Annotated in this window: 21 protein-coding genes and 1 rRNA gene; 13 read left to right on the forward strand and 9 right to left on the reverse strand. The window is 38.9% G+C overall.

Annotated features, from left to right (window positions below; all coding sequences use genetic code 11):
• Nucleotides 1–46: 46 nt before the first annotated feature.
• Nucleotides 47–343, reverse strand: a complete 297-nt coding sequence (locus tag KKW16_RS02885) for a cell division protein ZapA (protein ID WP_048954276.1) — start codon at nucleotides 341–343, stop codon at nucleotides 47–49.
• A 148-nt stretch (nucleotides 344–491) separates the two neighbouring features.
• Here KKW16_RS02885 and polA point away from each other — a divergent pair, with 148 nt between their 5' ends.
• From polA to KKW16_RS02910, 5 genes are all read left to right on the forward strand, one after another.
• On the forward strand, nucleotides 492–3,299 hold the full coding sequence (polA, locus tag KKW16_RS02890; protein WP_048954277.1) for a DNA polymerase I: 2,808 nt from the start codon (nucleotides 492–494) through the stop codon (nucleotides 3,297–3,299).
• An 11-nt stretch (nucleotides 3,300–3,310) separates the two neighbouring features.
• Nucleotides 3,311–3,625 (forward strand): cupin domain-containing protein, encoded by a 315-nt coding sequence (locus tag KKW16_RS02895; protein WP_048954279.1) that lies wholly within the window; start codon nucleotides 3,311–3,313, stop codon nucleotides 3,623–3,625.
• Nucleotides 3,626–3,635: 10 nt separating this feature from the next.
• On the forward strand, nucleotides 3,636–4,940 hold the full coding sequence (locus KKW16_RS02900) for an L-cysteine desulfidase family protein (protein WP_048954280.1): 1,305 nt from the start codon (nucleotides 3,636–3,638) through the stop codon (nucleotides 4,938–4,940).
• A gap of 165 nt (nucleotides 4,941–5,105) precedes the next feature.
• Nucleotides 5,106–6,149, forward strand: coding sequence for a YeeE/YedE family protein (locus KKW16_RS02905; protein WP_048954282.1), 1,044 nt, complete (start codon nucleotides 5,106–5,108; stop codon nucleotides 6,147–6,149).
• A 9-nt stretch (nucleotides 6,150–6,158) separates the two neighbouring features.
• Nucleotides 6,159–6,380 (forward strand): sulfurtransferase TusA family protein, encoded by a 222-nt coding sequence (locus KKW16_RS02910; RefSeq protein ID WP_048954284.1) that lies wholly within the window; start codon nucleotides 6,159–6,161, stop codon nucleotides 6,378–6,380.
• Between the two features lie 65 nt (nucleotides 6,381–6,445).
• Here the strand turns inward: KKW16_RS02910 and KKW16_RS02915 are convergent, their stop codons facing one another.
• Together KKW16_RS02915 and nanQ are read right to left on the reverse strand one after the other, a co-directional pair.
• A complete protein-coding gene (locus tag KKW16_RS02915; protein ID WP_048954285.1) occupies nucleotides 6,446–7,159 on the reverse strand; it encodes a hypothetical protein in 714 nt (237 codons plus the stop codon).
• Between the two features lie 31 nt (nucleotides 7,160–7,190).
• Complete coding sequence (gene nanQ / locus KKW16_RS02920) at nucleotides 7,191–7,658, reverse strand: N-acetylneuraminate anomerase (RefSeq protein ID WP_048954287.1); 468 nt, start codon at nucleotides 7,656–7,658, stop codon at nucleotides 7,191–7,193.
• A gap of 238 nt (nucleotides 7,659–7,896) precedes the next feature.
• On the opposite strand from nanQ, the gene pnp reads away from it, so the two are divergent.
• From pnp to KKW16_RS02945, 5 genes are all read left to right on the forward strand, one after another.
• Complete coding sequence (pnp, locus tag KKW16_RS02925; RefSeq protein ID WP_048954288.1) at nucleotides 7,897–10,026, forward strand: polyribonucleotide nucleotidyltransferase; 2,130 nt, start codon at nucleotides 7,897–7,899, stop codon at nucleotides 10,024–10,026.
• Nucleotides 10,027–10,107: 81 nt separating this feature from the next.
• A complete protein-coding gene (nlpI, locus tag KKW16_RS02930; protein WP_048954290.1) occupies nucleotides 10,108–11,052 on the forward strand; it encodes a lipoprotein NlpI in 945 nt (314 codons plus the stop codon).
• Between the two features lie 120 nt (nucleotides 11,053–11,172).
• The gene (locus KKW16_RS02935) at nucleotides 11,173–13,011 is read left to right on the forward strand and encodes a DEAD/DEAH box helicase (protein WP_048954291.1); all 1,839 of its coding nucleotides are present in this window, start codon (nucleotides 11,173–11,175) and stop codon (nucleotides 13,009–13,011) included.
• A 170-nt stretch (nucleotides 13,012–13,181) separates the two neighbouring features.
• Nucleotides 13,182–14,633, forward strand: a complete 1,452-nt coding sequence (gene mltF, locus KKW16_RS02940) for a membrane-bound lytic murein transglycosylase MltF (RefSeq protein ID WP_048954292.1) — start codon at nucleotides 13,182–13,184, stop codon at nucleotides 14,631–14,633.
• Nucleotide 14,634: 1 nt separating this feature from the next.
• Nucleotides 14,635–14,787: a hypothetical protein gene (locus KKW16_RS02945; RefSeq protein WP_165818712.1), complete on the forward strand. Its 153-nt coding sequence runs from the start codon at nucleotides 14,635–14,637 to the stop codon at nucleotides 14,785–14,787.
• A gap of 45 nt (nucleotides 14,788–14,832) precedes the next feature.
• On the opposite strand, the gene KKW16_RS02950 is transcribed toward KKW16_RS02945, so the two are convergent.
• From KKW16_RS02950 to rho, 3 genes are all read right to left on the reverse strand, one after another.
• Complete coding sequence (locus KKW16_RS02950; protein WP_048954293.1) at nucleotides 14,833–16,200, reverse strand: L-serine ammonia-lyase; 1,368 nt, start codon at nucleotides 16,198–16,200, stop codon at nucleotides 14,833–14,835.
• Nucleotides 16,201–16,235: 35 nt separating this feature from the next.
• On the reverse strand, nucleotides 16,236–17,474 hold the full coding sequence (locus KKW16_RS02955) for an HAAAP family serine/threonine permease (RefSeq protein WP_048954294.1): 1,239 nt from the start codon (nucleotides 17,472–17,474) through the stop codon (nucleotides 16,236–16,238).
• Nucleotides 17,475–17,706: 232 nt separating this feature from the next.
• On the reverse strand, nucleotides 17,707–18,969 hold the full coding sequence (rho, locus tag KKW16_RS02960; protein WP_048954295.1) for a transcription termination factor Rho: 1,263 nt from the start codon (nucleotides 18,967–18,969) through the stop codon (nucleotides 17,707–17,709).
• 247 nt (nucleotides 18,970–19,216) lie between these two features.
• Between rho and metJ the strand changes: the two genes are divergently transcribed.
• Nucleotides 19,217–19,534 carry a met regulon transcriptional regulator MetJ gene (metJ, locus tag KKW16_RS02965; protein ID WP_005634287.1) on the forward strand — a complete coding sequence of 106 codons (318 nt, stop codon included), beginning with the start codon at nucleotides 19,217–19,219 and terminating at the stop codon, nucleotides 19,532–19,534.
• Nucleotides 19,535–19,547: 13 nt separating this feature from the next.
• Here the strand turns inward: metJ and cueR are convergent, their stop codons facing one another.
• Nucleotides 19,548–19,934 carry a Cu(I)-responsive transcriptional regulator gene (gene cueR, locus KKW16_RS02970; RefSeq protein ID WP_005629546.1) on the reverse strand — a complete coding sequence of 129 codons (387 nt, stop codon included), beginning with the start codon at nucleotides 19,932–19,934 and terminating at the stop codon, nucleotides 19,548–19,550.
• Nucleotides 19,935–20,010: 76 nt separating this feature from the next.
• Here cueR and KKW16_RS02975 point away from each other — a divergent pair, with 76 nt between their 5' ends.
• Nucleotides 20,011–20,217, forward strand: coding sequence for a heavy-metal-associated domain-containing protein (locus KKW16_RS02975; protein ID WP_048954296.1), 207 nt, complete (start codon nucleotides 20,011–20,013; stop codon nucleotides 20,215–20,217).
• Nucleotides 20,192–22,363 (forward strand): heavy metal translocating P-type ATPase, encoded by a 2,172-nt coding sequence (locus KKW16_RS02980; protein ID WP_048954297.1) that lies wholly within the window; start codon nucleotides 20,192–20,194, stop codon nucleotides 22,361–22,363. Before KKW16_RS02975 ends, KKW16_RS02980 begins: the two co-directional genes overlap by 26 nt.
• 3 nt (nucleotides 22,364–22,366) lie before the next feature.
• Here the strand turns inward: KKW16_RS02980 and KKW16_RS02985 are convergent, their stop codons facing one another.
• Both KKW16_RS02985 and rrf read right to left on the reverse strand, forming a co-directional pair.
• Entirely contained in the window at nucleotides 22,367–22,960 is a 594-nt protein-coding gene (locus tag KKW16_RS02985; protein ID WP_048954299.1) for a uracil-DNA glycosylase family protein, read from the reverse strand.
• A 268-nt stretch (nucleotides 22,961–23,228) separates the two neighbouring features.
• A 5S ribosomal RNA gene (gene rrf, locus KKW16_RS02990) occupies nucleotides 23,229–23,344 on the reverse strand.
• Between the last annotated feature and the right edge of the window lie 42 nt (nucleotides 23,345–23,386).

The raw sequence follows: 23,386 nt of genomic DNA on the forward strand, positions 1-23,386 counted from the left end.
AACGGCTGAAAATCATTAAATTTTCAGCCACAATTAATCACTGATTTTATTCTTTTAATACTCGAACACTTCCTAAAGAATGATCCAATTGCTGGATTTTCGTTCTCAACACATCTTCTATTTGTAGTGTTTTATTCTTTTCTTGTGTTAATTCAAAACTCAAATTGAGAGCCACAATCGAAAGCACACGATCAAGCTGAATAAGGCCTGTCTTTTCTTTCATTTCGGAAACCAATATATCTAAATTACGCGCAGCTTGGCGCAGTAATTCTTCTTGTTCAACGGGCACGTTTAAACGCAAGACCTGACCCAAAACTAAAATTTCGACCAATTTTAACGACATTTGATTTCCTTAAATTAAATATTTGAGTGGTTGATATTATGCCATAGCAAAAAACGTTCGTCACAAATTTTACATTGAATCCGCCGTTCGCTCATCACCATAAATTACGCTATAATGCCCGCATTTTTCAGTTTAAAACGAGATTTTTATGGCCCAAATTGCAACAAATCCGCTTGTGCTAGTGGATGGTTCTTCTTATTTATATCGTGCATTTCATGCCTTTCCTCCTTTAACTAATGCCGCAGGTGAGCCAACAGGTGCGATGTATGGCGTTTTAAATATGTTAAAAAGCCTCATCTCACAAGTGCAGCCCACTCATATAGCTGTTGTTTTTGATGCAAAAGGGAAAACATTTCGTGATGAAATGTTTGAACAATATAAATCTCACCGTCCACCAATGCCTGATGATTTACGCAAACAAATTCAGCCTTTGCACGATATGATTCGTGCACTGGGGATTCCGCTTTTAGTGGTGGAAGGGGTTGAAGCTGATGATGTGATCGGCACTCTCGCACTACAAGCATCGCGTTTGGGTAAAAAAGTGCTCATTAGTACTGGCGATAAAGATATGGCACAGTTAGTTGATGACAATATTATGCTCATCAACACCATGAATAATAGCTTATTGGATCGCGAGGGCGTGATTGAAAAATACGGTATTCCACCTGAACTCATTATTGATTATCTAGCACTCATGGGCGATAGTGCAGATAATATTCCGGGCGTTGCTGGCGTTGGCGAAAAAACCGCTCTTGGTTTACTGCAAGGTATCGGAAGTATGGCTGAAATTTATGCCAATCTTGAGAAAGTAGCAGAATTGCCAATTCGTGGGGCGAAAAAACTAGGTGAAAAATTATTGGCAGAAAAAACTAATGCCGATCTTTCTTATACATTAGCAACCATCAAAACAGATGTTGAACTTAACGTGACAACAGATGAATTGTTGCTTGGAGAAAGCAAAAACGATCAACTTATTGAATATTTTGCTCGCTACGAATTTAAACGCTGGCTTAATGAAGTGATAAATGGCGCAGACTCCATAACCCAAACCGGTGAACAACCAGTGAAAATGAACCAGTATCAGGCGACATCACCAGCTCAAAATTCGGTGGGAAATAGTGCGGTGGAGAACGCGCCTAAAATTCAAATCGATCGTACAAAATATGAAACCTTGCTCACTCAAACAGATTTAACGCGCTGGATTGAAAAACTCAATGCAGCAAAACTCATTGCAGTCGATACTGAAACAGACAGTCTTGATTATATGTCTGCAAATTTAGTAGGTATCTCTTTTGGTCTTGAAAATGGCGAAGCAGCTTATTTACCATTGCAATTAGATTATTTGGATGCACCAAAAACACTCGAAAAATCGACCGCACTTGCGGCTATCAAACCAATTTTAGAAAATCCTGACATTCACAAAATTGGACAAAATATTAAATTTGATGAAAGTATTTTTGCCCGTCATGGCATTGAATTACAAGGTGTTGAATTTGATACGATGTTGCTTTCTTATACGCTAAATAGTACGGGTCGTCATAATATGGACGATTTAGCTAAACGTTATTTAGGGCATGAGACTATCGCATTTGAAAGCATTGCAGGAAAAGGGAAAGGTCAGCTTACGTTTAATCAAATTCCATTAGAACAAGCCACAGAATACGCGGCAGAAGATGCTGATGTGACAATGAAATTACAGCAAGCGCTGTGGTTGAAACTGCAAGAAGAACCAACACTTGTTGAATTATATAAAACAATGGAATTACCATTACTTCATGTGCTTTCTCGTATGGAACGCTCAGGCGTTTTGATTGATAGTGATGCCCTCTTTATACAATCTAACGAAATTGCTGCAAGATTAACCGCACTTGAGGAACAAGCTTACGCATTAGCAGGTCAGCCATTTAATTTGGCCTCCACCAAACAATTACAAGAAATTTTGTTCGATAAACTTGGACTACCTGTTTTACAAAAAACGCCAAAAGGTGCGCCATCAACGAATGAAGAAGTATTGGAAGAATTAGCCTATAGCCACGAATTACCAAAAATTTTGGTCGAACATCGTGGGTTGAGCAAACTCAAATCCACTTACACGGATAAACTGCCTCAAATGGTCAATTCACAAACAGGCCGAGTACATACTTCTTACCATCAAGCAGTCACGGCAACAGGGCGTTTATCATCAAGTGATCCAAACCTACAAAATATTCCAATTCGGAATGAAGAAGGTCGTCGTATTCGACAAGCATTTATCGCACGTGAAGGTTATTCTATTGTCGCCGCTGACTATTCTCAAATCGAGTTACGTATTATGGCGCATCTTTCGGGCGATCAAGGTTTAATTAACGCCTTCTCTCAGGGCAAGGATATTCACCGATCCACGGCTGCTGAAATTTTCGGTGTATCATTAGATGAAGTCTCCAGTGAGCAACGTCGCAATGCTAAAGCGATTAATTTCGGCTTAATTTATGGAATGTCTGCCTTTGGACTTTCACGTCAACTGGGAATTTCCCGTCCAGATGCACAAAAATACATGGATTTATATTTCCAACGCTACCCTGGCGTACAGCAATTTATGACCGATATCCGTGAAAAAGCGAAAGCACAAGGCTATGTGGAAACGCTATTTGGTCGCCGTTTATATTTACCTGATATTAATTCTAGCAACGCAATGCGTCGTAAAGGGGCTGAACGTGTAGCAATTAATGCACCGATGCAAGGCACGGCTGCAGATATTATTAAACGAGCGATGATTAAAATTGATGAAGTAATCCGTCACGATCCAGATATTGAAATGATTATGCAAGTACATGATGAATTAGTGTTTGAAGTGCGGTCAGAAAAAGTAGAATTTTTCCGTGAGCAAATTAAACAACACATGGAAGCCGCTGCTGAATTAGTCGTTCCATTGATTGTGGAAGTGGGTGTTGGACAAAATTGGGATAAAGCGCACTAAGGAATTTAATCATGAATAAAGTTATTAAAAGTCGCCACTTTACGGCAGAACGTGCTTGGGGAGCCCTCGATATTACCAATATGAATGGTATTTCCGTGCGTCTTCACTGGACAGATAAACCTTACAAATGGCATATCAATGACGGTGAAGAAGTCTTTGCAGTGATGGATGGTACGGTCGAAATGCGCTACAAAGAAAATGGCCAAGAGAAAGCCGTATTGCTCCATACGGGTGATATTTTTTATGCGAGTATCGGTACCGAACATGTAGCTCATCCACAAGGCGAAGCGCGTATATTAGTCATAGAGAAAGAAGACAGTATTTAAAAAGAATTTTATGAATCAAGAAAGACTTAACAAAATTGAAAAACCATTACTCCACATCGTTAAACATGATGTTGTGCCAGCCCTAGGCTGTACTGAACCCATTTCTCTTGCGCTCGCATCTGCTACAGCGGCGAAATATTTGGGCAAAACACCTGAACGCATTGAAGCTAAAGTCTCACCTAATCTCATGAAAAATGGATTGGGTGTTGCAGTGCCAGGAACAGGTATGGTGGGATTACCTATTGCTGCGGCAATTGGCGCATTGGGCGGTGACCCTGAGGGTAAGTTAGAAGTGTTAAAGCACATCACGCCAGAGCAAGTTATTGCCGCCAAGACTATGCTTGAACAAAAATTAGTGAGTGTAGATATTCATCAAACCGAACATATTTTATATTCAGAATCAACATTGTTTGCCGATAATGATTACGTGAAAGTCGCAATTCAAGATCAACACACTAACATCATTTTGATTGAAAAAAATGGCGAGGTCATTTTTGAGAAAGAACACGATGAATGTAATGATTGCGATCCTTATGATATTTTCAAACAGGTGAGTGCACGTGAAATCTTTGAATTTTCTTGTGAAGTTGAGCTCGATAAAATCCGCTTTATCGGACAAGCTGCTGCGCTCAATCGTGCACTATCTAACGAAGGATTACGGGAAAATTACGGCCTACACATTGGTAGAACGTTACGTAAACAAGTTGGTAGCGGTTTAATGTCAGATGATTTACTCAGCAAAATCATGATTGAAACTACCGCAGCCTCCGATGCCCGTATGGGTGGAGCCACATTGCCAGCAATGAGCAATTCTGGTTCAGGTAACCAAGGGATTGCCGCTACTATGCCAGTAGTTGTAGTCGCCGATTATTTAAACGTGAGTGAAGAAAAATGCCTTCGAGCGCTCTTCTTATCACATTTAATGGCCATCTATATCCACAGTAAATTACCCAAACTGTCTGCCCTTTGCGCAGTAACAACCGCATCAATGGGAAGCTGTGCGGGTATCGCCTATTTGCTTACAGGTAAATTTGAAACGGTAAGTATGGGCATTTGTAGCATGATTGGTGACATCAGCGGAATCATCTGCGATGGTGCATCCAATAGCTGTGCAATGAAAGTCTCCACCAGCGTGGCTTCAGGCTATAAATCAGTACTTATGGCAATGGACGAAACCCATGTTACGGGCAATGAAGGTATCGTTGAGCATGATCTCGATCGCACTATCGATAATCTATGCTCAATTGCTTCTAAGAGTATGCACCACATCGATCGCCAAGTAATTGAAATTATGGTGAGTAAACCCTGCCCTTAACACTAAGATAACTTACGACAAAGTGCGGTCAGAAAACACTAAATTTTTTGACCGAACTTTTTTTATATCAAAAAAACATATTTTCTAGCTAAAAGTTATTGGCGCTACCTTCTTATTTTTTTAGAAAATACCGACCTACTTAGTTCTAAAATAGAAGGAATATTTATGCTTTTAACCGGATTACTTTGCGGAATTTTACTCGGATTTGTGATGCAGCGTGGGCGCTTTTGTATTACTGGCGCATTTCGCGATATGTATGTCACCAAAAATAACAAAATGTTTGTAGCCCTTTTATTGGCGATTACCGTGCAATCTATTGGTTTCTTTCTCTTAAAAGAAATCGGTATATTAAATGTGGATCCGGCTGAAAATTTTGCTTTTCTAGCCGTGATTATCGGTGCCTTTGTGTTTGGTATCGGCATTGTTCTTGCTGGCGGTTGTGCAACAGGCACATGGTACCGAGCTGCAGAAGGCTTAGTCGGCAGTTGGGTCGCCTTATTCACTTATATGTTATTAAGCGCCATCATGCGTACTGGCCCATTAGGGGAATTCAATAAAACCTTACGCAGTATCAATATTGAACAACGCAATATTTACGATACATTCGGTATTTCACCTTGGTGGTTAGTCGCATTATTAACTTTAGTGACGGCTTTCTATGTATACAAACACCTAAGCAAACCAAGCGTAAAAGTCGCGGCATTAAAACCAAAGAAAACGGGGCTTCCTCACTTATTATTTGAGAAACGCTGGCACCCATTTTTCTCTGCCGTATTAATCGGATTAATCGCACTTGCGGCTTGGCCACTCAGTGTTGCTACTGGTCGTGAATTTGGACTCGGGATCACTGGACCATCAGCCAATATCATGCAATTCCTCGTTACTGGAGACAATAAATTTATAAATTGGGGCGTATTCTTGGTCTTAGGGATTTTTATCGGGTCATTCATCGGCGCGAAAGCAAGCAATGAATTTCGTGTCCGTGTACCAGATGCCACCACAATTTTACGTAGCGGACTCGGCGGTATTCTCATGGGTATTGGCGCAACCCTTGCAGGTGGCTGTTCCATCGGTAACGGTTTAGTCGAAACTGCCTTTTTCTCTTGGCAAGGCTGGGTGTCATTGCCATTGATGATTCTCGGCACTTGGGTGGCCGCCTACTTCACCATTATCCGTCCACAACGTTTAAAATTAGCAAAAGCATCATAAGGAGTTTATATGATAGTTAAATTACCAACACTTGGCCTTGTTTGCCCCTTTCCTCTCGTTGAAGCCAAGGAAGCAATGGCTAAGTTAAATAAAGGCGATAGCCTAGAAATTGAATTTGACTGCACCCAAGCTACTGAAGCTATCCCTGCTTGGGCGGCAGAAGAAGGTTATGAAGTAACAAACTTCGAACAAATTGATGATGCAAAATGGTCAATTACGGTGATTAAATAATAAAAAAGTGCGGTCAGAAAAATATATAAATTTCTAATCGCACTTTTTCTATTAAATTTGGAAACCTATTTTGGCTCTTTCGACAAATCAAAACCAATTTTCCAAAATCCTATATCAAGTAGCTTCATTTGAGGATAATCAAGAGTTTTTTCTTCCCCATCAAATTCATATTTAATTAAAAATTCACTTCTTAAATTTTCCAGTTTTTCTTGATGCTCTTCATAAAATTTAATTAATTTCTGCAAAGACGCTATATTGTAATTTCCTGTCGTCACTTTATTCTTTTTAACTGCATCAACAAAGAAACGATCATAAGCTGGCACACAGCCTAATGTGCCCAATAAAACTTTAGAAACTAAAATATTTGAAATATCTTGTGTTACTTCTGTTTCCTTTAGTTCTAATCGAAACGGATTATAAATGGTACTAATTTCACTATTTAGTTTCTTTAGTAACGAACTGGTTTGCTCATTATTTAACTCTTTGCACTCTAATCCAAATAATGTGCTATATTCGGATTTTAATATTTCCTTTACTACTGAAGTATGGATAGTGTAATCATATTGTAATAAAAAGGACGAACCTCTATACATCCCCCAACTAGCTAAATAGAATGCCAAATGTAAACTCAAGTTATCAACATTAGCTCTTTCAGGATTTTTTCTAGCTTCATAAAACTGAGTATAGCAATACTCCCAAGAACGGTATCGACTTGCTGTGTGTTCTTGAAGCTCCTTATAAAATTTTCTAGTTTTTGTAATAAATGCATCAATATTCATTAATTTTTCCTTATAAACACTTTTTCAAAAATTAAATCAATTTAACAGGCACTTTCACGACTAATTTTTTAATTTTTTCTGTTTTTCCATTTACTACACAGCAAGGCTTATGCGGTTCGTAAGGATAAAATACAGCGAACATTTTTGGTTTCATTGTGATGGTGAATTTATCATCAATATCTGCACAAAGTTGATAATCATCCACTTCGTTGTAAGATTCATACTTAGACAAATCAGGATAATTAGCGCCAACTTCTATATTTTCCGTGCCGCGGATTAACACCTGAACATCTAAGTATTCATGATGTAATTCTGCTTTTTTGCTGCTTGATTCTGCAGTTTCTGGTTCCATTACGTTCATATAAATTTGATCGTTAATATCATGGCGACCATTTTCTAACGTATTCAAATCTAACGTATTCAAATAATCACATACTTCAGCAATCACTTTTGGTAAACCAACTTTAAAATTTGGGGTGGTTAAGCTGCTAATAATCATAGAATTTTCCTTATAGTGGCTAAAAGTTATCCTATGATACCAAGTCGGTTAAATGAAATAAAGTTACCAATCACACAAAAACCTCTGTATAATGCCTAGGCTTTATTTTCTACATTAGCGTGCGGCTATCAAAAGCAATTTTAAGCGCTCGGCGGTTATTTTTACAAAAGATTTCTTTTGCTAGTCGCAATCTGGAAAATAAGGCATTGTTTTTAATATAAATTTTAAGGGAAACATTGTGAATCCAATTGTTAAACAATTTAAATACGGTCAACATACCGTTACTCTAGAAACCGGCGCGATTGCACGTCAAGCAACGGCTGCGGTTATGGCAAGCATGGACGATACCACGGTATTCGTTACTGTTGTGGCTAAAAAAGATGTGAAAGAAGGTCAAGACTTCTTCCCATTAACCGTAAACTACCAAGAGCGTACTTATGCGGCGGGTAAAATCCCAGGTGGTTTCTTCAAACGTGAAGGTCGTCCATCTGAAGGCGAAACTTTGATTGCACGTTTAATCGACCGTCCAATTCGTCCATTATTCCCTGAAGGTTTCTTCAACGAAATCCAAGTTGTGGCAACTGTGGTTTCTGTAAACCCACAAATCAGCCCAGACTTAGTGGCAATGATTGGTGCTTCTGCAGCATTAACTTTATCTGGCGTGCCTTTCAACGGCCCTATCGGTGCAGCACGTGTTGGTTTTATCGACAATCAATTCGTATTAAACCCAACGATAGCTGAACAAAAACAGAGCCGTTTAGACTTAGTGGTTGCAGGTACAGACAAAGCCGTATTAATGGTTGAATCTGAAGCTGATATTTTAACTGAAGAACAAATGTTAGCGGCGGTCGTATTCGGTCATCAACAACAACAAGTTGTGATTGAAGCAATTAAAGAATTCGCGAAAGAGGCGGGTAAACCACGTTGGGATTGGGTTGCTCCACAACCAGACACAGATTTAATCAACAAAGTAAAAGCGATTGCTGAAGCACGTTTAGGCGATGCATACCGCATTACTGAAAAACAAGCACGTTACGAACAAATCGATGCGATTAAAGCGGATGTGATTGCACAAATCACAGCTGAAGATGAAGAAATCAGCGAAGGTAAAATCGTAGATATTTTCACCGCACTTGAAAGCCAAATCGTCCGTGGCCGTATCATTGCGGGTGAACCGCGTATTGACGGCCGTACCGTTGATACCGTTCGTGCATTAGATATCTGCACAGGTGTATTACCTCGTACTCACGGTTCTGCAATTTTCACCCGTGGTGAAACACAAGCATTAGCCGTTGCAACGTTAGGTACTGAACGTGATGCACAAATCATTGATGAATTAACAGGTGAACGTCAAGATCACTTCTTATTCCACTACAACTTCCCTCCATACTCTGTAGGTGAAACTGGTATGATCGGCTCGCCAAAACGTCGTGAAATCGGTCACGGTCGTTTAGCAAAACGTGGTGTAGCGGCGGTTATGCCGAGCCTTGCAGAATTCCCGTATGTTGTACGTGTTGTATCTGAAATCACTGAATCTAACGGTTCTTCTTCTATGGCGTCTGTATGTGGTGCATCTTTAGCATTAATGGATGCAGGTGTACCAATCAAAGCCGCTGTTGCAGGTATCGCAATGGGCTTAGTGAAAGAAGAAGAGAAATTCGTGGTGCTTTCAGATATCTTAGGTGATGAAGACCACTTAGGTGATATGGACTTTAAAGTAGCGGGTACACGCGAAGGTGTCACCGCACTTCAAATGGATATCAAAATTGAAGGTATCACCCCTGAAATTATGCAAATTGCATTAAACCAAGCGAAAAGTGCACGTATGCACATTCTTGGTGTAATGGAACAAGCAATCCCTGCTCCACGCGCGGATATCTCCGATTATGCGCCGCGCATCTATACAATGAAAATTGATCCTAAGAAAATCAAAGATGTCATTGGTAAAGGTGGCGCAACAATTCGTTCATTAACTGAAGAAACTGGTACTTCTATCGATATCGACGATGATGGTACAGTGAAAATTGCCGCAGTAGACAGCAATGCAGCGAAAAACGTAATGGGACGTATTGAAGAAATCGTTGCAGAAGTTGAAGCTGGCGCAATTTACAAAGGTAAAGTGACTCGCCTTGCTGATTTTGGTGCATTCGTAGCAATCGTTGGAAATAAAGAAGGTTTAGTTCATATTTCTCAAATTGCTGAAGAGCGTGTAGAGAAAGTGAGTGATTACCTCCAAGTGGGCCAAGAAGTAAATGTAAAAGTTGTTGAAATCGATCGTCAAGGTCGTATTCGTTTAACAATGAAAGACTTGGCTCCAAAACAAGAAACTGAAATTAACCAAGAAGATTCTGTAGAAGAACAGGAATAATCTTGGAATATCGAATCAAAACTTGGTAGCAACTGCTGCCAAGTTTTGTTGTTTTCCAACTTTTAGGCATAAAGAAAGCAAATGCGGTGTTTTCGCTTATCTCGCAATTTTATAGTCTATTTATTTAGCTTATGTGCGATCTTACTCCTTGCAGGCTGTGTTCAGTCTAGGAGTGGTTTTGTGTCTAAAAATCATGTCGTGTTGGCTGAACAAAACCCGAATACTCACTTTGAACAAGAAGTGATGATCGTGCGATTAAGCCAAGTACTACTCGTTGGAAAAATGAGTAATGAAGAACGTGCATCACTACATTTTGAACGTGGCGTACTCTATGATTCCCTTGGATTATGGGGACTTGCTCGTTACGATTTTACTCAAGCCCTTGCATTACAGCCTAAAATGGCATCTGTGTACAATTACTTAGGGCTTTATTTATTGCTTGAAGAAGATTACGACGGCGCATTGGAAGCTTTCAATACTGTGTTTGAATTAGACTCAAGTTATGACTATACCCACCTTAATCGCGGTTTAAATTTTTATTATGTAGGGCGCTACCATCTTGCTCAGCAAGATTTCTTACAGTTCTACCAAGCCGATACAAAAGATCCCTATCGTGTCTTATGGCTATATTTGAACGAACAAAAATTAAAACCACAAGAAGCCCAAAAAAACCTTGTTGAACGAGCAAAAGGGCTATCAGAGGACTTCTGGGGTACACACATCGTTCAATATTACTTAGGACGCATCTCTGTAGAAGAATTACAACAACGTGCAAGTGAATTTGCTGAAAATTCACAACAATATGCTGAAATTCTCACAGAAACCTATTTTTATCTAGCAAAACAAAAACTCAATGTAGGGCTAGTAGATGAAGCAGCAGCTTTATTTAAACTAGCTATGGCAAATCAGGTTTATAACTTTGTTGAGTATCGTTTTGCCGCGTTTGAACTCATGAAATTAAAACCGGTTCAAACAGAAGACGAAAAAGAAGAGAAAAGTGCGGTAACAAAAGCGATTGTTTTCTAAAAATCAATCCAAAACTCACCGCTCTTTGCAGTAGAACGAATAGAAAAATTCATTCGCTCTGCTCAACTTAATAAACCGAAGGCCTCTTTGAGCTTTCCTTATTTATATTCGAGTATTTTAATGACTGACAAAATTACTTTTAATGACTTAGGCTTACCTGAGTTCATCTTAAAAGCTGTTTCTGACTTAGGTTTTGAAACCCCTTCTCCAATTCAACAAGCTTGTATTCCGCATTTGCTCAGTGGCAATGATGTGCTAGGTATGGCACAAACAGGTAGTGGTAAAACCGCCGCTTTTGCTCTGCCTTTATTAGCGCAAATCAATCCAAGTGAAAAACATCCACAAATGTTAGTGATGGCGCCTACTCGCGAACTTGCTATTCAAGTTGCCGATGCGTGCGAACAATTTGTTAAATATGCTCATGGCTCCCGCATTGTTACTTTATATGGTGGCCAACGTTATGACATCCAACTTCGTGCATTAAAACAAGGCGCACAAGTGGTTGTGGGTACACCAGGTCGTATTCTTGACCATATTCGTCGCGGCACATTAAATCTTTCTGAACTTCGTTTTATCGTATTAGATGAAGCTGATGAAATGCTACGTATGGGTTTCATTGATGATGTAGAAACTGTCATGGCAGAATTACCAGAAAATCACCAAACAGCGTTATTCTCTGCAACAATGCCTGAACCGATCCGTCGTATTACGAAACGTTTTATGAATGATCCGAAAGAAGTGAAGATCAAAGTTAATAACGAAAATGCTCCAGATATTGAGCAAAGTTGTTGGTATGTGCACGGCGTGCGTAAAAACGAAGCCCTTCTTCGTTTCTTAGAAGTGGAAAATTTTGATGCAGCGATTATCTTTGCTCGCACTAAAACCGGTACGTTAGACATTACAGAACTACTTGAAAAAAATGGTTTCCGTTCTGCCGCACTTAATGGTGATATGACACAACAACTCCGCGAACAAACCCTCGATCGCTTACGTAACGGCAGTTTAGATATTGTTGTGGCAACCGATGTGGCCGCACGCGGTATTGATATTGAACGCATCAGCCTTGTGGTGAACTACGACATTCCACTTGATGCAGAATCTTATGTGCACCGAATTGGCCGTACTGGTCGTGCAGGTCGTTCTGGTCGTGCTTTATTGTTTGTTGAACCTCGCGAGCGTCGTTTACTGCGTAATATTGAACACCTAATGAAAAAAGGTATCAATGAAGTAGAATTGCCAAATCATCTTGTGTTACAAGAATGCCGCCGCAAAAAATTCGTCGCAAAAATTACGAAACAACTCGAGCATCACGATTTAGAGCAATATCGTAGTTTATTAGAAGACTTATTTACAGCCGATCAGGATCAAGAAGATATTGCTGCAGCAATGTTGATGCTGCTTCAAGGTAAACAAAAATTAATTCTTCCTCCAGATCCGCCAATGGAAAAACGTCGTCGTGAACGTAATGAACGAGGTGATCGCCGTGAAAATCCACGTTCAGCTGAACGTCGTGGCGAACGTAAAGGCTACGGAAATCCACAACCAATGGATTTATATCGTATTGAAGTGGGTCGTGCTGATGGCGTAGAAGTTCGCCATATCGTGGGTGCGATTGCTAACGAAGGTGATATCAATAGCCGCTATATTGGTCATATCAAACTTTATGATGACTACACGACCGTTGAATTGCCACAAGGTATGCCGAAAGAATTACTTCAACAATTCGGTAAAACACGCGTATTGAATAAACAAATGCAAATGTCTTTCTTAGGTGCTGTGAAGTCTGATAGTTCTCGTGGTGGTGATGATTTTAATGGTAAACGTAAAGGCCGTGGTGGCGATTTCCGTGGAGAACGCGGACGTAATGAACGCAGTAATGACAATCGTGGAAATCGTAAATTTAATGAAAAAAGTAACCGCTCTTTTAGCGATAAACCACGCCGTGATCGTCGAGGATAGTATCCTTGCGATATAAAGAATAGTGCTATTTCCTAATGTTTTTTGCATCATTTAAAATTTAGCACTATTCGGTAAACAAAACTTAGCCCCTTGAACCTCAAGGGGCTTTTTATTGTCTATTGCTTAAATTCTAGCTACAATCCCGCAAGCTTTTTATATAGGAAAAATCATTGAAAGGTCTCTTTTTACGTATTATTACTGCCTTGGCTTTATTGCTTTGGGCTATAGATATGGTATTCCCATGGCAATTTTTACGCCATGCTGAAGAAAACCACTATACAGCAATTCAAGAACGAGGCTCACTCATTGTGGGCACAATGAACAATCCTATTTCTTATTTTATAAATAAAGACAGAGAACGAGGCTTTGAATATGAATTGGCTAAAGCATTTGCTGATTCACTAGGTGTAGAACTCGAAATTAAAACTTTCGATAATCAAGAACAATTATTTAATGAGCTAGATAAACATAATATTGATTTAGCTGCGGCTCACCTTTTATATCATCCTAATCATGCAGAACGTTTCCAAATTGGCCCAGCATATCATTCCGCTTCATGGCAATTAGCTTATCGAAAAAATGAACAACGCCCTAAAAATCTAGGCGATATCAAGAAAGAAATTTATATCGCTAACAATTCATCATTAGAAGAAAAACTAAAAGAATTACAAAAACAATATCCACAATTAACTTGGAAAAGAAATCAAGCGTTTACTCAAGAAGAACTATTGCTACAGCTGTCTGAAGGAAAAATTCCTTACGTTATTGCAAATTCGATTGATATTGCGGCGATCCAACAAATCAAACCAGAATTAGCCATTGCCTTTGATATTACTGATGAAGCAAACATTCACTGGTATTTACCAAATAATGCCTACAATGATCTGCAAGCTGCCTTACTCAATTTTATGAATAATGCACAAGAAACAGGGCTAGTGGATAATTTAAAAGAAAAATATTTAGGGCATATTTCACAATTTGATTACGTGGATACGCGCTCTTATATGAACGCAATTGAAAATACACTGCCACAATTCTCACCGCTCTTTGAAAAATATAAAGGCGAATTAGATTGGCGATTACTCGCGGCCATCGCTTATCAAGAGTCTCATTGGAATCCTGATGCAACATCGCCTACGGGTGTGCGTGGCATAATGATGTTAACTAAAGATACCGCGCAACATATGAAAATCAGCGATAGAACAGATCCTGAACAAAGCATTAAAGCGGGATCAGAATATTTACACTGGCTGATTAGTCAAATTCCAGAAACCATTGAAAAAGAAGAAAGAATTTGGTTTGCCTTAGCCGCCTATAACATGGGGCTTGGCCACTTAATTGATGCGCGTCGTTTAACCAAAAATCTTGGCGGAAATCCAGATAATTGGCTCGATGTGAAAAAAAACCTGCCTTTATTAGCAGAAAAACGTTATTATTCCCAACTCAAATACGGCTATGCTCGAGGCTATGAAGCGCATCAATATGTAGAAAATATTCGCCGCTATATGAATAGCATTGTGAATTATCATCGAGTCCAAGAAAATCAAACAATGAATGATAATGCCAACAACGAAAGTGCGATTGAAAATGCAGAAGAAATAAAAGGAAAAAAGGATAAATAAAATGTTAAAACGCAAAACTTTTCTTAAAAAGAAAACCAATTTACAACAAACCTCTTTATCTCGAAATTCACGTTTAAGACGTTTAAAACATCGAAAAAAGCAACAATTTACGCGCCATTCACTTCAATTTGTGGTACAAGATATTTGTTGTTAACAAAATGAAAAGGATTGAGCATTGCTCAATCCTTTTTTACCTATACTAAGAACACACAATCTTAACTGCTAGTCCGCCCTGAGATGTTTCGCGATATTTGGCGTTCATGTCTTTGCCTGTTTCGTACATTGTTTCAATCACTTTATCCAAGGTTACTCTTGGATTAGTGGTACGGCGTAAAGCCATTCGTGATGCATTGATTGCTTTTACTGAAGCAATTGCATTACGTTCGATACAAGGTACTTGAACTTGGCCTCCCACCGGATCGCAAGTTAATCCTAAGTTATGCTCCATTGCAATTTCAGCTGCGATGCATACTTGCAGTGGATTACCACCCAAAATTTCAGCCAGTCCCGCAGCAGCCATTGAACATGCTACACCCACTTCACCTTGGCAACCCACTTCTGCGCCAGAAATCGAAGCATTCATTTTATAAAGTGAACCAATCATTCCTGCTGCTAATAAATAGCGTTCAATAATCTCAGGCGTTAATGGTGAGATGAACTTCTCATAGTAAGCTAATACTGCTGGAATAATCCCGCATGCACCGTTGGTTGGCGCTGTGACTACGCGTCCACCCGCTGCATTTTCTTCATTGACAGCAAGCGCAAACATATTAACCCAGTCGATCACACGCATTGGATCGTTGGACAAATTAGTATTTGCTTGCAACATACGATAAAGGGATGCTGCACGACGTGGCACTCGTAATGGCCCAGGTAAAATCCCTTCAGTATGAATACCATGTTCGATACAAGCTTGCATCGTCTTCCAGACATTCTCTAAATGAGCACTGACAGCTTCTTTGCCATGCAAGGCGACTTCATTTTCCAACATCACAGTGGAAAGCATTAAGCCGTTATCACTGCAATGTTTCAAAATATCTTCTGCATTTTTGTAAGGATAAGGCACTTGGACTGTGTTTTTTTCTTCTTGACCAAAATGGGCTTCATCGACAATAAAACCACCACCGATCGAATAATAGGTTTGGCGATAAAGCTCTGTGCGATTTTCATCAAGAGCGGTAATTGTCATGCCATTTTCATGCAATTTTAAAAAAGTGCGGTGGAAAATGAGATTATTTTCAAAATCAAATTTTACCGTTTTTTGACCAACATTAATTGGTAAAAGCGCAGTTTGTTTCACTTTCTCGATGAAACCTGAAATCATATCGATATCCACATTATGTGGTAAATAACCCGCTAACCCCATGATGATGGCGATATCCGTACTATGGCCTCTCCCTGTCATTGAAAGAGAACCATAAACATCCACATGAATTTCAGCGGTTTGTTCAAACTGATTTCGTTCAATTAAGTCGTCTATAAATTGTTTGCCGGCTTTCATCGGACCGACAGTGTGGGAACTGGATGGCCCAATTCCCACTTTAAACATATCAAATACGCTAATCATAAATTTCTCAAAATTCGCTAAACTTTAAAGGGCGTTTATAATAATCCATAAACAACCGCAGAGATAGCGATTAATCCCATAATCGTTACAAAAACATTGCTGAAACGTCCGCTGTAGCGTTTCATCGCTGGGATTTTGCGAATCGCGTACATTGGCATGATAAACAAAATCATCGCAATGATTGGACCACCAAGAGATTCGATTAAGCCTAAGATACTTGGATTAATAATCGCAACGCCCCATAAAGTTAATAAGAAGAAAAGTGCGGTCGCATAATTGAGTTTTTTACGATTTACAGATTCGCCTTTCATTTTCAAATATAAGCCTTCTAAGCCTTCACGTGCGCCCATATAGTGACCGAAGAATGAGCTCGTAATCGCTAAGAATGCAACAAGCGGGCCAAAATAAGAGATATATGGATTATCAAATTTATTCGCTAAGAAAGACAAAATACTGATATTTTGTGCTTTTGCTGCCACTAATTCTTCAGGTGTTAATGTCAATACGCAGCTAAATACGAAGAACATTACAAAGAATAACAAAATCGTTGAGGTGCCTTTTTCTGTATGGCCGATATGGCGTTCTGCACCATCGAAAGTTTTGTATTCACGGAATTGTGAGCAAGTGAAAGATGAAATTGCTGGTGAATGGTTAAATGAGAATACCAATACAGGAATAGTAAGCCATAATGTTGTGACGAAACCGCCTGCTGTTGGGAATTCATGTAACATCGCACCATTCCATTCTGGAATTAAGTAAATAGAAAGTGCGAATAAAATTAATACTAACGGGTAAACAAGCCATTCTGTGATTTTTAACATCACTTTTTCATTAAATAGCATAACGGAAATCAATATTGCAATTAATACAAAAGAGAGAATCGCTCGGTTTGGTGACGCCATGCCAAGTTGATTCACAATGAAAGAATCGACCGTGTTAGTAATACCGTTACCGTAAATTAAAAGAATAGGGAAAATAGCAAAGAAATAAAGTAGGGTGATAAGTTTACCCGCTGTTTTACCAAAGTGTTCTTCAACTACTTCAGTAATATCGCTGCCAGGATTTTTTGATGAAAGTACAAAATAGGCTAAACCACGGTGAGCAAAATAGGTCATTGGTCCGACGATAATTGCCATTAAAACTAATGGCCAAAATCCACCCATCCCTGCGTTAATCGGTAGGAATAAGACGCCAGCGCCAACCGCCGTACCGAAAAGGTTTAACATCCATGTTGCATCAAATTTGTTCCATTTGAGTTTTTCTGTTGGTTTCATAGTTTGCTCCAAAGCATAAATTATTTAAATTTGTCAATTTGCAGAGCAAAATATGCCCTAACAAAATTTGAGTATTATGTTATGCCGATAAATAGAGAATCTCAAAGAGCAAATTCTAAAATTGTGATCAAGTTAAAATTTTTTTATAAAAAGTGCGGTAAATTCGAACAATAAAAAATCGGTACTCCTATAAGAGTACCGACTATATAAAAGAGTTTTAGAATATTTCTTTCTATGAACGTTTCATTACTTCAAAAAACTCTTCATTGGTTTTTGCAACCATAAGTTTATCAATAAGGAATTCCATTGCTTCTACCTCTCCCATAGGATTAAGAATTTTACGTAGAATCCACATTTTTTGAAGCTCTTCAGGTGAAGTAAGTAAATCTTCCTTACGAGTACCTGAACGATTGAAATCAATTGCAGGGAATACACGTTTTTCTGCAATTTTACGAGAAAGGTGTAATTCCATATTACCTGTACCTTTAAATTCTTCGAAAATAACTTCATCCATTTTCGAACCGGTATCAACTAGCGCAGTCGCAATAATAGTTAAGCTGCCGCCTTCTTCCACGTTACGTGCAGCACCAAAGAAACGTTTTGGACGATGCAACGCATTAGCATCCACACCACCAGACAAAATTTTACCTGAAGCAGGGGTTACCGTATTGTAAGCGCGCGCTAAACGTGTAATAGAATCAAGCAGAATCACTACATCTTTTTTATGCTCTACTGAACGTTTCGCTTTTTCGATTACCATTTCTGCCACTTGAACATGACGAGTTGCAGGCTCATCAAAAGTAGACGCAATGACTTCGCCTTTTACTGAACGTTGCATTTCTGTCACTTCTTCTGGGCGTTCATCAATCAATAATACGATAAGCTCTACATCAGGATAATTATGCGTGATACTTTGCGCAATATTTTGCAGCAACATGGTTTTACCTGCTTTTGGCGGAGCAACAATCAAACCACGTTGACCTTTACCAATTGGTGATGCTAAATCCAAAATACGTGCAGTTAAATCTTCTGTTGAGCCATTGCCTCGCTCCATTCTTAAACGAGAGTTAGCATGTAATGGAGTTAAGTTTTCAAATAAGATTTTGCTACGAGAAACTTCAGGTTTGTCATCATTAACTTGATCAACTTTTAAAAGTGCAAAATAGCGTTCACCCTCTTTGGGTGGACGAATTTTACCTTCGATTTTATCACCAGTTTGAAGATTAAAACGACGAATTTGACTTGGGGAAACATAGATATCATCAGGGCCTGCAAGGTAGGAACTGTCGGCAGAACGAAGGAAACCGAAACCATCCGGTAAAATTTCTAACACGCCACCGCCGAAAATATCTTCACCGCTTTTGGCGTGCTGTTTTAAAATTGCAAAGACAATATCTTGTTTACGCAAACGAGCTAAATTCTCTAAGCCCATTTGTTCTTCGCCAAGTTTCACAAGATCAGAAACAGGGGTATTTTTAAGTTCAGTTAAATGCATAATGAATAAATATTGGAATTAATAAGAATTGATGATTCGAATGGTGGGCATATGCCCTTTGAATGAAGCGTAAATTATCACTAAAACCCTGTACTGTCTAGCGTTTATTTATATTTAATCTAAAAAACTACCGCACTTTTCTTTCTCTTTTTAACATAGAAGTTTAGCCGTCTAGATTGTTATTTATTTGATTTTTCATTAGAATACGGACAATTTGTAAGGTTATCAATAAGCACTAAGGTAAATTATGGCAGATTGGGACGGAAAATATATCAGCCCTTATGCAGAACATGGCAAAAAAAGCGAGCAAGTAAAAAAAATCACTGTGTCTATTCCAATCAAAGTATTGGAAATTTTGACGAATGAACGCACTCGCCGCCAATTAAAAAGTTTACGTCATGCAACCAACAGTGAATTACTTTGCGAAGCATTTTTGCATGCATTCACCGGTCAACCTTTGCCCACCGATGCAGATTTAATGAAAGAGCGTAATGATGAAATTCCCGAAGATGCCAAAGTGCTTATGCGTGAATTAGGTGTTGATCCAGAAAGCTGGGAATATTAACCGCACTTTTCATTTATCCTTTTAATCCATTCAAAATTGAACATTCAGGGCAGTCATTGCCCTGACAATTATCATGCCAACGCTGCAATTCTTGTACCATTTTTTGTAACTGTTCTATTTGTTGATTTAATGTCGCAATATGTTGAGCTGTTAGCGCTTTCACTTCGCGGCTGCTACGCTTAGGATTATCTTGTAGTTCTAATAATTGTGCGATTTGATGTAGCGAAAATCCCACATCGCGTGAGTGGCGAATAAAATGCAATCTTTCTAAATCACTTTCTCCATAATTTCGATAGCCTGACAAACTGCGAACAGCGGGTTTAATTAAACCCATTTTTTCATAATCACGGATTTGTTTCGTAGATAAACCTACTAATTTGGCAGCTTCACTAATATTCATAAAAAATTTCTTGACCTTAACCTAACGTAAAGGTTTATAGTGTAGCCATCAATAAAACGACTAACAAGGAGTAAAAATGAAAACAATCACATTAAACATAGAAGGCATGCATTGCGGCGGTTGCGTAAAAAGCGTTACTCGAGTTTTAACTGAATTAGATGGCGTACAGTCTGCTGTTGTGCAATTAGAAGGTAAAGCAAATATTACTTTTGATGAAAATCGAGTCAATGTTGCACAGTTGATTGAGGTAATTGAAGATGCCGGATTTGATGCCACAGAGTAAAAAAATTTCGATTCAGATTGGTGGGATGACCTGCCAATCTTGTGCCAATCGTATTGAAAAAGTTTTAAATAAAAAACCATTTGTGCAACAAGCTGGAGTGAATTTTGCCGCCGAAGAAGCACAAGTTGTATTTGACTCTACGCAAGCAAGCGAAACTCAAATTATAGAGATTATTCATAAAACAGGTTTTTCTGCTCATATCAAACAAGCCAATGAATTACCAATAGAAGAAAAAAATACATCAATTCCTTGGCGATTAATCATACTTTGGATAATCAATATTCCATTTCTGATTGGTATGCTTGGCATGATGAGTGGCTCACATAATTTGATGTTGCCCCCGATTTGGCAATTTGCGTTAGCGAGCATTGTGCAACTTTGGTTAGCCATTCCATTTTATCGCGGAGCCATCGGTAGTATTCGTGGTGGACTTGCCAATATGGATGTACTGGTCAGTACAGGAACGCTCACCATTTATATTTATTCTGCTTTCATGTTGCTTTACCACGCCAATCATGCAATGAGACATGTGTACTTTGAAGCTTCTGTTATGGTAATTGGTTTTGTCAGTCTTGGAAAATTTCTTGAAGAGCGCACTAAAAAGCACAGCTTAAATAGTTTAAGCATGCTCTTGCAACTGACACCAAAAAAAGTCACCGCTCTACGTAATGACAAATGGACTGAAATTGCACTTGACCAAGTCAATATCGGCGAAATCATTCGTGCGAATCAAGGCGAGCGTATTGCGGCAGACGGCATAATTGAAAGTGGAAATGGGTGGTGTGATGAAAGCCATTTAACAGGCGAATCTCGTCCAGAAGAAAAACAGAAAGGTGGAAAAGTATTAGCGGGGGCGATGGTAACAGAAGGTTCTATTATCTACCGAGCGAATCAACTTGGTAGCCAAACCTTACTTGGCGATATGATGAATGCATTATCTGATGCGCAAGGCTCAAAAGCGCCAATTGCACGATTTGCTGACAAAGTTGCGTCGGTGTTTGTACCTGCTGTATTACTGATTTCACTTGTTACTTTCACTCTCACTTACATTCTGACGAATGATAGTGTATCTTCACTTATTCACGCGGTATCCGTGCTTGTGATTGCTTGCCCTTGTGCCTTGGGATTAGCCACACCAGCAGCCATAATGGTTGGTTTAGGTAAAGCGGTCAATGCTGGCGTATGGTTTAAAGATGCGGCAGCAATGGAGGGAACTGCCCATGTGGATACCGTTGTACTTGATAAAACTGGCACACTAACAAAGGGAGAGCTTGAAATTTCAGCACTATGGCAACCACAAAGTTCGGTGCATTCTGAAGACGATTTGTATCGTTTTGCCGCAGCCGTTGAGCAACAAGCTAACCACCCAATTGCAAAAGCTATTGTGCACGCAGCAGAACAAAAAATGTTAGAAATTCCTACCGCACTTTTCGCAAAGATGGAGGTTGGTCAAGGAATTCAAGCCAAATTAGAACAAGTGGGAACAATAAAAGTCGGTAAACCAGATTATTGCGGTTTAATCTTACCTAAAAATTTAGAGGATATCTGGCAAATTGCGAGCATTGTCGCGGTATCTATAAATGATGAACCTATTGGAGCATTTGCGCTGACGGACACCTTAAAAAACGATAGCTTGCATGCCATTCAACGCTTACAACAGCAAAATATTGATGTAGTAATTATGAGTGGCGATCAACAATCTGTCGTGGATTACATAGCAAAACAGCTCGGCATTAAGAAAGCGTTTGGTGGACTTAGTCCTAGAGATAAGGCGGAACAAATTCAAAAGCTGAAAGCTCTAGGTCATGTTGTAGCAATGGTAGGTGATGGAATAAATGATGCGCCTGCTTTAGCCGCTGCAAACGTCAGTTTTGCAATGAAATCAGGTTCAGATATTGCAGAACAAACGGCCTCAGCAACGCTTATGCAACATTCGGTGAATCAACTTGTGGATGCGCTTTTTATTGCAAGAGCAACCTTGAAAAATATCAAACAAAATCTATTTTTTGCTTTGATTTACAATATTCTCGGCATCCCCCTTGCAGCTTTCGGTTTTCTAAATCCAGTCATTGCAGGCGCCGCGATGGCGATGAGTTCAATTTCTGTATTGATAAATGCCTTAAGATTGAAAAAAGTAAAAATATGACAACTACCCTTTTGATTCATTGATGATACGCTTCACTAATTTTTGCAAATCGGGAATGACCTTTTCGCCAAACCAAGGATTTCTTTCTATCCAAAATTGATTTCTAGGTGAAGGATGAACTAAAGGAATAAAGTGCGGTAAAAATTTTTGATAATTTTTAACTGTTTCAGTTACGTTATTTTTATTATCCGAAAGGTAAAATTTCTGTGCATATTGACCAATCAAAAGGGTTAACTGAATATTCGGTAAATTTTCTAGAATCTGGGGATGCCATTTTTCTGCAAACCCAGACCTTGGAGGTAAGTCTCCAGATTTTCCTTTTCCAGGATAATAGAAATCCATAGGAAGAACCGCAAATATCCCTGAATTATAAAAATAATCGTAATCCACACCTAGCCAATCACGCAGACGATCACCGCTTTTATCATTCCAATATAAACGAGTTTGCTCAGCCTTTAATCCAGGTGCTTGACCAACAATATTAATCCTAGCTGTTTTAGGGGCCGAAAATAAAGGAAAAATTCCACGTTGTGTAAAATCTTTATTTTGAGGATCAGCGATAATACTTGAAGTTATTTCGTTTAAATTTTTAAGCATAATGGATGAGATTAGAAATGAATATATAAAGTCTATTTGAAAAATATGAAAAATCAAAACTCTAAATGATATAAATAGGTATATTTATTAAAACTACATTGTAGGCAATACAAAAATAAAAACTCGTTGTTGAAATAAGATTTCTATTTTCTACTTTAATTCTTTTCTTTAAATAATGAATAAATTATAAAAAACAAAAACCCCAGTAGCTCAACTGGGGTTCTTCTGTTTTTATTTTATTTTATTTAATTTAGCTTTGTATTTAGTAACCTGGCGGTGCCCTACTCTCACATGGGGAAGCCCCACACTACCATCGGCATTACAGCGTTTCACTTCTGAGTTCGGTATGGTGTCAGGTGGTTCCACCGCACTATCGCCGCCAGGATAATTCTTTGATAACTTTTATTCTAACTTCTATCTATGTTC

The sequence above is a fragment of the Haemophilus sp. SZY H8 genome (assembly GCF_018829755.1).
GTDB lineage: Bacteria > Pseudomonadota > Gammaproteobacteria > Enterobacterales > Pasteurellaceae > Haemophilus > Haemophilus haemolyticus_K.